This window comes from Flavobacterium sp. 38-13, from assembly GCF_001899155.1.
Lineage (GTDB): Bacteria > Bacteroidota > Bacteroidia > Flavobacteriales > Flavobacteriaceae > Flavobacterium > Flavobacterium lindanitolerans.
In genome coordinates this window covers 458901-473220 of record NZ_MKVG01000007.1, presented here as the reverse complement: position 1 = coordinate 473220, position 14320 = coordinate 458901, and the positions used below count along the sequence as shown (strand labels likewise).

Sequence of the window (14320 nt, the reverse complement as noted above, 5' to 3'; positions counted from 1 at the left end):
ATAGATTATTCTCTTAAAGGTTCTGTAATCCACCATTGGTTTCCAAACGGGTCTTCAAATCCGGCAGTATAACCGTATTCTTCCTGTCCCGGATTTTTAAGAATTTTGGAACCTTTCTGTATGGCGAGATTAAAAACGTCGTCAATTTTTTCAATGAATAAAAACATACCGCATGTTTTCTGATGCCAGGTGTCATTGGCCTGGGCAAACATTACAACGGCATCCTGAATCCTGATTTCGCCATGCATAACGGAATTGTTTTTCCCGGGAACAATAAGCTGTTCTTTGGCTCCCAATACGGTTTTGGAAAATTCTAAAAAGTCACTGGCCTTATTCAGTATCAGATAAGGCATTACGGGAAGATATTGCTGCGGAATTTTCATAGAGGTACGGTATTAATTCTAATTAAAAGTATAAAAACAAAATTACATGAGGAAGGTTTTTATGATAGCATTGCAATTCATCCCCGAAAAATTACAATTCGGTAATCTTTATTATGAAAGAAAATTTTCCAAACGCAACTTTGCTCTATCAAAAACACCTAATCAATGAAAAATATTTTTACACTACTGTTTCTTATGTTGTCTGTTGCAAATTTTGCGCAGCAAACTATTTCAGGAAAAGTCACTGATGAAAAGGGACGTCCTGTTACGGGAGCCAATGTTTTTATTGAAGGAACCTATGACGGGGATTCTTCAGATGAAGAAGGGAATTTCAGTTTTCAGACTACTGTAACCGGAAAGCAAAATCTTGTGGTTACCTTTTTAACTTTTGAAACCTATAATCAGGAAATAGTAGTTGAAGATTTTAAAAACAGAACTGTCAAATTAAAAGAATCGGTTAATACGCTTGATGCCGTTGTGATTACTGCCGGAACATTTGAGTCGGGCGATAAAGCAAGAACTTCAGTTTTAAAACCTTTGGACATTGTTACGACGGCAGGTGCTGCTGGTGATATTGTTGGAGCATTACTTACTTTGCCGGGAGCGCAGACTGTTGGAGAAGACGGCCGTCTTTTTGTAAGAGGAGGCGAGGCCGATGAGACGCAGACGTATGTTGACGGGCTTCGCGTTTCACAACCCTACGGTGCAACAACAAACAACCTGCCAACACGAGGGCGATTCTCTCCTTTTCTTTTTAGCGGTATTGCCTTTTCAACGGGAGGTTACAGTGCAGAATATGGAGAAGCATTGTCAAGTGTTTTGTTGTTGAATACAATCGAAGACCCGGACCAGGAAAAGACAGAAATTTCATTGATGACTGTTGGTTTAGGATTGGGAAATACGCAAAAATGGGAAAAGAGTTCTTTAAGTGTAAATGCTTCCTATGCGAATCTGGCACCTTATCAGGCTGCGGTTCCACAAGCTGTAGATTGGAACAGGGCCTATCAGTCCATTTCAGGAGAGTTGGTTTACCGCTATCATTTTAATAATGGAACCCTGAAGACCTACATGGCTTTTGATGCGGCAGATTTTGACCTGAACCAGGAAGATATTAACCGTACTGAAAAAATCAGGGTAGATGTGCGAAATAATAATTTCTATCTGAATTCTTCTTATAAAGGATATTTTGGAAGCAACTATCAACTGACTACAGGAATTAGCTATGGCTATTCGCAGAATAAGATAGGAATAGCTTTGGATGATGTGAAAAATGCCGAACATGCTACGCATATGAAGATAAAAATTGGTAAAAATATTACTGAAAGAATAAAATTGGCCGTTGGAGCTGATTATTTCACGACTAAATTTGATGAAGATTATGCCCAAAATGCAGGAAGCACCTTTTCTTCAGGATATGACAATAATATTGCAGCGGCCTATGCAGAAACGAATGTTTTTTTCTCAAAAAGATTTGCAGCTAAAGCCGGTTTCCGTTTTTCGTATACCGATTTATTACAGGAGTCTAACCTTTCACCAAGATTTTCTTTGGGTTACAAGGTAAGTGATAACGGACAGCTGTCTTTTGCTTATGGAGATTTTGTACAATCACCAAGACAGGAATACCTGAAATATTCCAACCAATTCGAAAGTGAGAAAACGGCACACTATATATTGAATTATGAATACAGCAAGACCGGGAGAATATTCCGCGCTGAGGCTTATTTTAAACAATACCGAGATTTGGTGAAATATGATACTCAAACAGTTCAGTTTGACTCTCAATTTAATAATAACGGAAAAGGTTTTGCAAAAGGAATCGACCTGTATTGGAGAGATAATACAACATTTAAGAATCTGGAGTACTGGTTTTCTTATTCTTATATCGATACGGAAAGAGATTTTAAAAACTATCCAAAAGAAGTGACTCCTAGTTTCGTGGCAGACCATTCGTTTTCTGTAGTTACAAAATATTGGATAAACAGCCTGAGGTCTCAAATTGGATTAACTCATAGCTTTAATTCAGGAAGACCTTATAATAATCCTAACGAAACCAGTTTTATGAACGGAAAAACAAAGTCTTATAACAACCTTAGTCTGAGTTGGGCTTATTTGGTTTCACAACAAAAAATACTTTATTTCTCAGTATCAAATGTTTTGGGAACAGATAATGTCTTCGGATACCAGTATGCAAACAATCCTGATGCCAGCGGTCAATTCCAACGCAGGGCTATAGGACAACCGGCAGACCGCTTCATATTTGTTGGCTTTTTCTGGACAATAAGTGACAATAAGAAAGATAATCAGTTGAAGAATTTATAGAGAGTTGCTAAGTGGCTAAGGTTCTCAGTTGCTGAGGTTTGTTTTGGGAATGTAGATGTGAGTACTTTTGAAAAAGAGTAGTTTAAAAGTTGCTAAGGTTCTAAGGCGCTAAGTGGCTGAGGATTGTTTTTGAGGGTTAGGTGTTAATACTTCGAAAATAGGTTTGTTTAAAAGATGCTAAGGTCCTAAGGAAAAGAACCAAACATTTACCTTCACATCTCAAAACCTTAGTACCTCAGTACCTCAGTACCTTAGAACCTTAGCCACTTAAAAAAACAATTCATCCCTAAAATTCAACAACTCAGTAAGTCTCTTTTTTAAAAGATAAAATTCCGAAGCAAATTTGTATCAGAATAATAACCGTTTCAATCATCAAAAAAAGAATACCAACCTAAAAATTTTTCAATTATGACAAAATGTATCATTACCCTCGTTTTTTTTGTGACTTCTTTAGTAGGCGCACAAACACAATATGAACAAGGAATGCAGAAAGCTTTTGCGCTTTGGGGCGAAGGAAAAACTTCAGAAGCATCGGCTATGTTTGAAAGAATAGCATCTGCAGAAAAAAACAACTGGCTTCCAAATTATTATGTGTCAATGGTCAATACGACAGCGGCTTTTCAGACAAAAGATAAAGATAAGGTAGCTGCGTTGTTAGGGAAAGCTCAGGAAGCATTGAATATAGAACTGGATAAAAATTCTGAAAATCCGGAATTGTTAGTACTACAGGCAATGATTAATACAGCCTGGATTGTGTCTGACCCAATGACAAACGGAATGAAACTTTCAGCAAAGACAATAGAAATTTATAATAAAGCTTTGGCGATAGCTCCGGAAAACCCAAGAGCATTATTTTCAAAAGCAGAATTTGAAATTGGAGGAGCGCGTTATTTCGGGAATGACACCAAACCAATGTGCGCGGAGATTGACAAAGCAATAGAACTTTTTGCTAAATTTAAACCGGAAACTCCTTTTCACCCAAGCTGGGGATTAGACAGAGCCTTAGAAGCTCAGAAAGAGTGCAATAAAAAGAAATAATAATTACCAATCACTTCTTCCATGCAAAAAGTTATCAAATATTTTTTTAAGACTATCGTGACAGGTTTTGTTGTTAGTTGTGCCATCATAGCAATAATGTTTGTGCTTGAAGCCATGTTTGGAAGAAGTTTTAAGATAGATGCTTCTTTGTTTAAGGAAATGGGGTATTACTTTTTATATGGTATTGTACTAACCGCTATCAATTCTACCTATTTTGATTTTATGAACAATAGAATAGAGTGGAAGAAATATAAAAGATACAGATTTACCCTTAGTATTCTTGGAAGTGTTGTTCTTACTGTTATTGGAATTTTTATCATAAGATTGTTCATTGCATTGGTTCTGGAGCAAAGGAGTTATTCAGAATTTATTGCCAATGAAAACCATAGGTTCTATGTTGTCTGTCTGATGATAACCATGGTTGTGACTCTGGCTTTCCATTTGATTTATTTCTACAAGAAATCTCAGGAAAATAAAGTTAAGGAACAGAAGATTATTGCCGGAACAGCCTCTGCAAAGTTTGAGACATTAAAGAACCAGATTGACCCGCATTTCCTGTTCAACAGCCTGAACGTATTGACATCGCTCATTGAAGAAAACCAGGACAATGCACAAAAGTTCACAACGTCGCTGTCTAAAATCTACCGTTATGTTTTGGAGCAAAAAGATAAGGAGTTGGTAAGCGTGGAAGAAGAGCTTTCGTTTGCCAAAACCTACATGAATCTCCTGAAAATGCGATTTGAAAACAGCGTGTTTTATGAACTGCCGGAATCGGTTAAAAATCCGGATGCAAAAGTAGTTCCGCTGTCGTTACAGCTTCTGCTGGAAAATACGGTAAAACACAACATTGCCAGTGAAACAAAGCCTTTGCATATTAGGATTTATGAAAAAGGCGATTATCTGATTATTGAAAATGATTATCAGAAAAAAGAAGTCCTGCAAGACAGAAAAGGAGTAGGACTGCAGAATATCGTTGACCGGTATTCAATTATAACCAACAGGAAAGTAAGAATTGAGCAGACAGAAAAACATTTCAAAGTGGAACTGCCAATGCTCACCAAACAAATAGCAATTATGGAAACAGATTATAATACACAAGAAAGCACTTATCGTAAAGCGCAAAAAAAGGTAGAAGATATCAAAGGATTTTATGGCAACCTGACCTCTTATATCGTAGTAAATATTGGATTGGCAGCGTTGAATCTGATAACCTCTCCAGCTCATTTATGGTTTCTTTATCCTGCAATTGGATGGGGAATAGGAGTAGCAATACATGGAATGACTGTTTTTAACTATATGCCATTTTTAGGCAGTGATTGGGAAGAGAAGAAAATCAGGGAACTGATGGAAAAAGACAAGCAAGACAAATGGCAGTAATAATAACCCAAATGGTCATGGAAAATTTTAATTCTGAAAAAATGGCTTATGAAAGAGCCAAAAAAAGAGCAAAGGAAATCAGGGGATTTTATTACAACCTCACGATGTATTGTATCATCATTCCAATACTGATTATCATTAATCTGGTTTTTACTCCTGAATTTCAATGGTTCTGGTTTTCAATGTTGGGCTGGGGTACAGGGCTTTTATGCCACGGAATGGCCGCATTCGGATACAATCCTTTTCTGGGGAAAAATTGGGAAGAGAAAAAAATAAAAGAGATTATTGAAAAGGAAAAAAGAAAACAGGACTATTACCAACAAAATATCAAATAAGAAAATGGAAAATCTAACTGAACAAGAACAACGAAGATTGGAACGCGCGCAGAAACGTGTTAAATCAATCTTAGGATTTTATAAGCATTTGATTGCTTATGTGTTGGTGAATTTATTTCTTATTTCACGACACTATTTCGACCTTAAACCAGGAGAGGAGTTTTTTAAGTTTTCTACTTTTTCAGTAGCTTTCTTTTGGGGATTTGGGTTGGCTGTTCATGCTGCTTCCGTCTTTGGAAAAAATATCTTTTTAGGAGGAGATTGGGAAGAAAAGAAAATCAACGAAATCATGGAAAGAGAAAAAAACTCAAAATGGGAATAGCCCTTAATTAAAAACTTAAAACTAACCGCAATCAAGAATATGACAACCCTAATTATCGAAGACGAAAAACCGTCAGCAAGATTGCTGCAGAGAAAGCTTCAAAAATTGGATATAGAAACAAGTACGATGCTTCATTCGGTAGAAGAAGCCATTAACTGGTTTCAGGACAACCCGCACCCGGATTTGATTTTTTTAGATATCCAGCTTTCTGATGGACTATCATTCGAAATTTTTGATGCTATTGATATAAAAAGCGCCATTATTTTTACAACAGCTTATGACGAGTATGCTTTGAGAGCATTCAAACTGAACAGTATTGATTATCTGTTGAAGCCTATTGATGAAGACGATTTGGAAGCAGCCATCAATAAATTCAAATCCCGACAGCCAAAAGCGGAATCCATGTCTCTGGATTTGGAAATGATAAAAAAAATGCTTGTCAGTCCGGATACCAAAAACTACAAGAAACGCTTTACGATTAAAACCGGACAACATCTGAAAATGATTAATATTGATGAGGTAGAATGCTTTTATAGTGAAAATAAAGGTACTTATCTGCATACGACAGACAACAGGGATTATCTTCTGGAAGGAACACTGGAACAGCTTGAAACCGAATTGGACCCTAAAGACTTTTTCCGTGTGAGCCGCAAATTCATTGTTCCTATGAAAACAATCAAGGATATTGTAGTATACAGCAATTCAAGACTGAAATTAATCCTTCCAACTTATAAGGAAGATGAAGTAATTGTTAGCCGGGAACGGGTTAATGATTTTAAAAACTGGATAGGCTAAAAAAGAGACTGTTTCAAAAGCTATCGGGTTGATAAAGCTAATGAAACAGTCCTTGGATCATTTTTTTGGTCTTATTATGTAATGGTAAATTTGTTTATTTTAAATTCATTTTACTGAATTTTCCAAATTATTCCTGATTACTACAGATTAAAAAATGAACTCAAAATCAAATAAAGATTTGATTCTTTTTGTGCGATTTCTGTATTGTAAAGTTACTATAATACCATCACAGAAATGTTATATCATTTTGGTAATTAGTTATATAATATTTAATGGCTATCGGGTAGTTTATACCAAATCAAAGAATAGTGGAGTTAGCCACAGGTCAAAATGATTAGACAGATTTAAAGAATTCATATAAAATAAAAGAAAACCCGAAAAAGGCTCACTTTCATAACTTTTTCTTTGATAAGACTTAATACTTTGAGAATCTGCGCCTTTGCGAACCATTATTTCATGCAAAGGCGAAGAGTCGCAAAACATGACAAGTTATAAAACCTAGATATAAGAATCTTTTGGTGTAAAGTTTCCGATAATCAATTATTATTTTATTCTCTGTTTTTACTTTCTAAAATTAGGTAAAACTGCGTTCCAAACAAAAGTGATGCGATAACAAGATGTATGGTTTGTGAACCAAACGGGAAATCGTACCAATACATCACAATTCCCGAAAGTATCTCAATGCCTAAAAGCCACATCACCCAATTGATTTTTTTGAAACCTAGCTGTAATTTATTGTTTCGGGTAATTAGAATTACATTGATAAGCAAGACTACAAATGAAAAAGTTCTGTGGAAATAAAACCCGATAATAGGGTCTTCCAGAATTTTATGCATAGCATCATAGCCATAAATTTTAACCTGTTCATCCACAAACTGGCGTACCTGTGTCCCTAAGATAATCTGGGTCAATGTCAATATCAGCGAAATAATCAGGACGCTGTCAAAAACTTTGTCAAATTTTAGTGGTGTTGCCGGTTTTGGCTTTGCCAGATTTAAAATGTATAAAATGATGCATACAATTAATAGCGCCATCACCATGTGGATGGTAATTTTTACCGGATTCAGTACAGAATAAACAACTGTTGCTCCTAACCAGGCCTGAAAACCCATTAAAAATACCACAAGCCATGAAAGCAGCGTTATCTTTTTATTCTGTTTCCACAGGCTGAAAGAAAAGACAGCCATGACAAAGCAGGCCAATCCGGCCAATGCCCCAACCAAACGGTTAATATATTCTACCCAGGTATGCGTTGGATTAAACGAGGCATAGTCGTGTTTTGTATAAACCTGCCAATGGTTTTCCTCAAATTCACTGCCTGATTTGAAATCTTCCTGTGCCACGAGCAATTTTTCGCCACGAATAATTACCTGCCCTTTTTTAAATTCGCGTTCAGGCGACCACGTAAGTTCAGAAATATCTGTTGGCGGAATATAGTAGCCAAAACATTTAGGCCAGTCCGGACAACCCATTCCGGAACCGGTCATTCGTACTAAGGCACCGGCAATGATTACCAAATAAACCAGAATCAGGGCTGTTTTGGTAATGGAGGAAAAATATTTTTTCATTTTTAGTTAGTTTGAATTCGAATTGGATGAGGCGCCTAGTTGGCTGTTTTTTGCAATCCTAATTTTTCCGCTCTTTTCAGCATGAAATCATAGGCGGGCTGATATTCGTTAGGGATTTCTCCTTCAAGAATAGCCTCCTTAATAGCTTCTTTCAGTATGCCGATTTCTCTTCCGGGCTTTAAGCCGAATGTTTCCATGATTTCTTCTCCGGAAATAGGCGGCTGAAACTTTCTGATATGGTCGCGCTCTTCCACTTCCACAATCTTTTGGCGTACAATCTTGAAATTATTATGGTATTTTTTGAATTTGTTCGGATTCTTTGTCGTGATGTCTGCCTCGCATAAAACCATCAGGTCCTCAATATCTTCTCCGGCATCAAAAACAAGCCTTCTTACGGCAGAATCGGTTACGATATCCTGCGATAATACGATGGGACGTGAACTCATCATTACCATTTTGGAAACATACTTCATTTTATGGTTCAATGGCATATGAAGCCTTTCAAATAATTTCTTGACCATTTTTCCGCCAACAAATTCATGGCCGTGAAACGACCACCCGTTTTTTTTATGGTGGCGTTTTGTAGGCGCTTTTCCAATATCGTGGAGCAGGGCAGCCCATCGAAGCCAAACATCATCCGTATTAGGGGCAATATTATCGACAACTTCCAAAGTATGGTAAAAATTGTCCTTATGGGTTTGTCCTTCAGATTCGTCAACACCTTCAAGTGCTGTCAACTCAGGTAAAATGATGTGTAATAATTTGGTTTGATGCAACAGGAGAAAGCCAATTGAAGGCTTGTCTGTCATCAATATTTTATTTAACTCGTCAACAATTCGTTCACCGGAAATAATCTTTATTCTTTCTCTGTTTCGTTCGATTGCCTTGAGGGATTCTTCTTCAATATCAAAGTTTAATTGCGCGGCAAAACGAATAGCGCGCATCATACGAAGCGGGTCGTCAGAAAAAGTAATATCCGGATTGAGAGGCGTCTTTATGATTTTGAGTTCCAGGTCGGATAACCCGTTGAAAGGGTCAACAAGTTCTCCGAAATTGGCCTCATTTAGTGAAATGGCCAAAGCATTGATGGTGAAATCCCTGCGGTTTTGGTCGTCTTCCAAAGTTCCGTTTTCAACTACAGGATTTCTGCTTTCAAAATGATAGGACTCCTTTCTGGCGCCTACAAATTCAATTTCAGTATCTTCAAATCGGAGCATGGCTGTTCCATAAGTTTTAAAAACCTGGACTTTTGGCTTTTTTGGAAGCATTTCAGAAACTTTCAAAGCCAGCTCAATGCCGCTTCCAACAGCAACAATGTCGATATCTTTTTTAAATTTTCTTTTTAAAAGTAAATCCCGTACGAATCCTCCAATAACATAACTGTCAATGTTGAGCTCTTTGGAAGCCTGCGCGATTACATGGAATATTTTGCTGTTTACTGCTTCTTTATATGAAGTTTTGTCTTTCATTATTATGCTTAAAGTTCTAAGAACCGCAAACCTATTGCTATTTTCGGATTATCTTAACCTGGCTGTCTGAAGTCAGTTTGATAATAGCAGAAGGTTTTCCTGTCATCTTTTCTTGCTGCAAATTTACGACATAGTCAACGCCCTTTAAAATCTCGGGGCTAATTTCTTTGTAATTTATAGGGGTAGGCTCTCCGGATATGTTGGCAGAAGTAGAAACAAGAGGTTTTTTCATGCGTTCCAGCAGTTTGTAGCAGAAAGGTTCTTTTACGATTCTCATGCCCAAAGTGTTGTCAGGAGCAATCAGGTTTTTGGCAATGTTTCTCGGATTGTCTAAAATCAGCGTTGTTGGTTTTTCAGAAAGGTCTAAAATCTGCCAGGCCACTTCGGGAATATCCTTGAAGACATTATATACCATTCTTTCGCCATTCATCAGGACAATCATCGATTTTGACTCTTCTCTTCTTTTTAAGGCATAGATTTTCGCTACTGCGTCTGGATTGGTTGCATCACATCCAATTCCCCAAACGGTCTCCGTAGGATAAAGAATAATACCGCCTTCTTTGATTATTTCGTAAGCTTTGTGAACTTCTTCGTTCATATTTTTGGAACGTTATATTTAATTGTTTTTCCCGGAACACCAACAACAACTGCATTGTCTTCAATGTCTTTTGTGATAACGGCACCGGCTCCTATAGTTACATTTTTTCCGATTTTCAATTTAGGTAAAATTGTCGCATTGGCACCAATTGTTGTAAAAGCACCAATTTCGCAATTGCCCAAAACTTTTGCTCCCGGCGATATTTCTGCAAATTCGCCAATTTTACAGTCATGGTGGATACTCGCATAAGCATTGATCAATACGCCGTTTCCAATAAAAGTGTCTGCAGATACAAATGCAAAAGGCATGATGTTCAGTCCTTTTCCTAAAACGGCACTTTTGCTCACAACAGCGTTTTTGGCTATTGCTGAAACAGGGTTGCCATTGTATTCTAAAAACAGGATATAAACTTTGTTCCTGCTAAAAGGATTGCCAAGTCCTAAGATAAAATCGGGATTTTTTTTGAGTTGGGACCGGGCTTGTTCGGTAGTTTTTAGAATCGGATATGAGAATAAAGAATCTTCAAGGTCGGCACTAACGTTGTCAAAAAAATAAAACGAATCGGGTGCATCGATGGTTAAAACATCGAAAACTTCCTTAGCATGACCTTTTGCTCCAATAATTATCATATGTTTTGATTGATTATAGAAGTGATTTGTTCTAAATCTTCTGTTTTTAATCCCACATACAAAGGAAGGCACATCACCCTTTTTGAAACAGATTCCGAAACAGGCATTTCGGTATTTTTTATAAAATTAACCGTATTCAGGGATGGATAAAAATACCTTCTTGGGAAAATCTGATTCTCGTTTAATGCCTTTTGTACTCTTAACAGCGTTTCTTCAGAGTCCAGAATTATAGGATAATAGCTGTAATTCCATTTGGTGTTTTCCCGAATCTTCAAGCCTTGCAGATTGGAAAAGTTTAAATTGGCGTTATAAAAATCGACCACTTTTTTTCGTTCGGCGAGAATGGTATCGATATAAGGCAAAACGGCCAGACCCATAGCAGATTGAAGTTCTGAAATTTTAGCATTGATTCCTAAACCATGAAAATCCAAAGGTCCGTTGTGTCCGAAATTATGGCTGTAATATAATTTATGAAAAAGTTCTTTGTCTTTACAGAAAAGGGCTCCGCCTTCACCCGTATGGAACAATTTGGTTGCATGGAAACTGCAGGTACTCACATCGCCAAAATTAAAAAGAGACTGATTTTTATATTCTACACCAAATGAATGGGCAGCATCATAAATGACCTTTAAATTATTTTTTTTAGCGATAGCCTCAATTGCTTCCACCTGACAGGGGTTGCCAAAAACATGAGTAGCCAGTATGGCTGTAGTTTTTGGAGTTATGGCAGCTTCTATTTTGGTTTCGTCAATTGTAAGATATTCGGGGTTAATGTCAACAAAAACAGGTTCGCAATGTTCCCAGACTATTGCAGAAGTTGTCGCAACATAAGAAAAAGGTGTCGTGATGATTTCTCCTCCTTTTCCCAAAAGTTTCAGTGCAATTTGTAATGGAACAGTACCGTTATTGGTGATTAAAATAGAATCAGTATTCAGCCATTCTTTCAGCTTGTTTTCCAATTCTAAGGTCAACTGGCCCCTGTTTGTAAGCCACAAACTATCCCAAGCTCTTTTAACCAGGTTGTTATATTCGCTTTGCGGTGGTAAAAATGTCTGTGTTACGTTTATCATTTTGATTATTTAAAATCAAAGTTATGCAAATAATACTGCTTTATGTTATTCTCAAGCATGTTAAAACTGTATAATTTGTTAACAATGATGTCTAGTTTGTCCTGATATTCTTTAAAAGTTTCAGGATTATCATAATGTTTAATATCATCTGCTATCTTTTCATTCATTTCATCAAATGAAGTATAAAGCGTTGGCAGGTTCTTGAAATCTTCGGTAAAGAAAATCTCATTGTAAACGGCAAATGAAATACCTCCGGAGAAAATAGTTTCTATAAGGTAGCCATCCAATCCTTCGCCAAAAGTAATGACAAATTTGGCTCTTGAAGCATAATCTTTATAGGTGTCATACTTCATGTTTGTTATTTCAACAAAAGTATAATGCGGCAGTTTGGCTTTTAGATTTGCCAAAATTCCCTCTTTTGTCAACGTACTTGAATTGGGAACCCATTGAATTTTATCTGGGGAATAGATAACCAGATTTTCTTTTTCACTAAATGCCTTTCTGTTGTAGGGAGTTGGGCTTAACCAGGCTGAAAAAAGATGAAGCGGCACGCCGTAATAATTTCTTTTTTCAAGTGTAGCATAACGCTTGTGTGCCATGGTCATAGTCGTGTTTGGGAACATTTTCTTGACATTGTCGATTTTTTCAATCGGTGGCATAAAAAGGTCATTCTGGTTGAGCAGGTTGATTTTTATATCTTTTATATTTTCCGTCCATCTGAAAAAAGGAACCATACGTTTGTTCCCTTTATTGAAAGCAGCAATCATTACATCCGGGATATGAATTTCCGCAAAGTCAAGATGGTCAAAATACCTTTCAATTTCTTTGAAGGTGAAAATAATCATTTCGTTTGAAAACTTCCTGTATTTATAGTCGGTTTCACTTTTCCCGGGCAAAAAACTGGCAACCACGTCACATCCGTGAATGTCTTTTAACTTCCTGACAATGTTATAAATGGTGCATATTGACAAAATTCCTCCGTTAATCCTGTCTGTTCCGGAAGGAACAAAAAACAGGATTAGTTTTTTTGTGTCGGAATAATGTTCTTTAAAATATTTTTTTTTGAAGGATTTGTGGTGTCCCTGTAAAAAAAAGCTCTTGAGCTGATGCTGAAATTTATGGAAATCTTTTTTTATTGACATAAATAGCTATTTGTGAAATAAAACATTTTGAATCCAGCCTCTAATCGTGTATTTATGGTAGATTTCTTCAGGAAGCTTTTCATAGTCGCTTTCAAAGAACGAGGTAGGGATTACCGGATTTTTTTCGTCTATGACCAAAATATTATTGGGATTGTAGAAATCATAATTTACAATATCAGGATTGGTTGTTATGAGTTTCTTTTCTAACCCGATACTTTCAAAAATCCTGAAAGTCAGTCCAAATTGGCCATCTCTTTTGATGTCTAAAAGGGCCCTGGATTTTTCGATAAATTTCGAGACTTCTTCCAATGTAATTCTTTCAAAGAAAAATTCGATTTCGCTCTTCGGGCATTCCTTGTCTCTGCTCAAAACAATAATCTTGTGTTTTATCTGCTTCGACTTTAATTCAGAAATGATTTTTGAAAGAACAGGAAGTCTTTTGTCTTTGGAACAGATATTAAAAACCTGAAAATCAAACGGCCCTTTACTGCTGTTCTTGTTCTCTTCATAAATCCAGTTAGGAGCAAACTTTAAGCCTAATTTTTGACAGTCTTCCTTTTCAAAAGAAAATGCCTGGTCAAATGCAGAAGCAACCCGCTTTATTTTTGGACAACGTGTAGCACTGTCATTAAAAAAACCGATTGACTTTCGCGTATGTTTTTTTAATTGCTTTAAATAGCTTTTGTCAATGAAGTCTCCCTTGATGGTCACAATCAAATCCTGCCTCTCACCAATTTGCTCCAGGCGCTTGATGATTTCTTTTCCGTAGTAAATGTTTTTGATATTTTTCCTGAAAAAGACCTTCAGGAAAGCATTATAAATTTTATAATAAAAACTTGGGTATTTGTATATAAAATTATGGAAATCAATATGGTGCACAGTGTGACCGTCCTGTTTTAAGACTTTAGCAATTCCTTCATTCAAACCCCAATTGTCAAAACTAATCAACGCAATTTTCATCTATCTCCTTTGTATCGGTTTGCAATAAGAAATTACGAAATAATTTCTTAAAGTGGAAACCTGATTTTGCTTTTTGTTTTTGTCTTTTGCCGAAATGTTGGTTGCTTCAATTCTCAATATTACTTGCAAAATGCTTGTAAAAAAATTTGATTTCCGCAAAGATAAGTTTTTTTAAACGGAAGAAACAAGCGATATGTGCAATATGTTAAGAAAATCTTAATTAAATTGATAATCAGTAATTTGCAGGTGTTTTTAATGGGGATTTACCAATTAAGATTAGAATTTAAACAGTAAAAAGCAAAATAACAGTCTTAA

At 36.4% G+C, this 14320-nt stretch carries 14 protein-coding genes; 6 read left to right on the top strand and 8 right to left on the bottom strand.

The genetic code is table 11. The features are described from left to right. Positions 1–5 precede the first annotated feature (5 nt). A complete protein-coding gene (locus BGO88_RS05140) occupies positions 6–383 on the bottom strand; it encodes a VOC family protein (RefSeq protein ID WP_273238456.1) in 378 nt (125 codons plus the stop codon). A 165-nt stretch (positions 384–548) separates the two neighbouring features. Here BGO88_RS05140 and BGO88_RS05135 point away from each other — a divergent pair, with 165 nt between their 5' ends. The 6 genes from BGO88_RS05135 to BGO88_RS05110 all read left to right on the top strand — a co-directional run bounded on the left by BGO88_RS05135 (position 549) and on the right by BGO88_RS05110 (position 6569). Beyond that, positions 549–2702 (top strand): TonB-dependent receptor, encoded by a 2154-nt coding sequence (locus tag BGO88_RS05135; RefSeq protein ID WP_286706171.1) that lies wholly within the window; start codon positions 549–551, stop codon positions 2700–2702. 408 nt (positions 2703–3110) lie between these two features. After that, complete coding sequence (locus BGO88_RS05130; protein ID WP_286706170.1) at positions 3111–3740, top strand: tetratricopeptide repeat protein; 630 nt, start codon at positions 3111–3113, stop codon at positions 3738–3740. Positions 3741–3761: 21 nt separating this feature from the next. Next, complete coding sequence (locus BGO88_RS05125; RefSeq protein ID WP_286706169.1) at positions 3762–5117, top strand: 2TM domain-containing protein; 1356 nt, start codon at positions 3762–3764, stop codon at positions 5115–5117. After that, positions 5108–5452: a 2TM domain-containing protein gene (locus BGO88_RS05120; RefSeq protein WP_235498583.1), complete on the top strand. Its 345-nt coding sequence runs from the start codon at positions 5108–5110 to the stop codon at positions 5450–5452. The genes BGO88_RS05125 and BGO88_RS05120 overlap by 10 nt, the downstream gene beginning before the upstream one ends. Before the next feature lie 4 nt (positions 5453–5456). Then, positions 5457–5774, top strand: a complete 318-nt coding sequence (locus tag BGO88_RS05115; protein WP_101472051.1) for a 2TM domain-containing protein — start codon at positions 5457–5459, stop codon at positions 5772–5774. Positions 5775–5813: 39 nt separating this feature from the next. Beyond that, entirely contained in the window at positions 5814–6569 is a 756-nt protein-coding gene (locus BGO88_RS05110) for a LytR/AlgR family response regulator transcription factor (protein ID WP_101471652.1), read from the top strand. A gap of 548 nt (positions 6570–7117) precedes the next feature. Here BGO88_RS05110 and BGO88_RS05105 read toward each other — a convergent pair. Genes BGO88_RS05105 through BGO88_RS05075 form a run of 7 tightly spaced genes read right to left on the bottom strand, consistent with a single transcriptional unit; the run spans position 7118 to position 14005 of the window. Beyond that, entirely contained in the window at positions 7118–8137 is a 1020-nt protein-coding gene (locus BGO88_RS05105; RefSeq protein WP_286706168.1) for a COX15/CtaA family protein, read from the bottom strand. A gap of 35 nt (positions 8138–8172) precedes the next feature. Next, entirely contained in the window at positions 8173–9606 is a 1434-nt protein-coding gene (locus tag BGO88_RS05100; protein WP_056070074.1) for a CCA tRNA nucleotidyltransferase, read from the bottom strand. 37 nt (positions 9607–9643) lie between these two features. Beyond that, complete coding sequence (locus tag BGO88_RS05095; protein ID WP_286706167.1) at positions 9644–10204, bottom strand: L-threonylcarbamoyladenylate synthase; 561 nt, start codon at positions 10202–10204, stop codon at positions 9644–9646. Next, positions 10201–10833 (bottom strand): acetyltransferase, encoded by a 633-nt coding sequence (locus tag BGO88_RS05090; protein WP_286706166.1) that lies wholly within the window; start codon positions 10831–10833, stop codon positions 10201–10203. Before BGO88_RS05090 ends, BGO88_RS05095 begins: the two co-directional genes overlap by 4 nt. Beyond that, on the bottom strand, positions 10830–11903 hold the full coding sequence (locus BGO88_RS05085) for a DegT/DnrJ/EryC1/StrS family aminotransferase (RefSeq protein WP_286706165.1): 1074 nt from the start codon (positions 11901–11903) through the stop codon (positions 10830–10832). The genes BGO88_RS05090 and BGO88_RS05085 overlap by 4 nt, the downstream gene beginning before the upstream one ends. 5 nt (positions 11904–11908) lie before the next feature. After that, entirely contained in the window at positions 11909–13045 is a 1137-nt protein-coding gene (locus BGO88_RS05080; RefSeq protein WP_286706164.1) for a hypothetical protein, read from the bottom strand. A 6-nt stretch (positions 13046–13051) separates the two neighbouring features. Beyond that, on the bottom strand, positions 13052–14005 hold the full coding sequence (locus tag BGO88_RS05075; RefSeq protein WP_286706163.1) for a WaaS/CpsH family glycosyltransferase: 954 nt from the start codon (positions 14003–14005) through the stop codon (positions 13052–13054). Between the last annotated feature and the right edge of the window lie 315 nt (positions 14006–14320).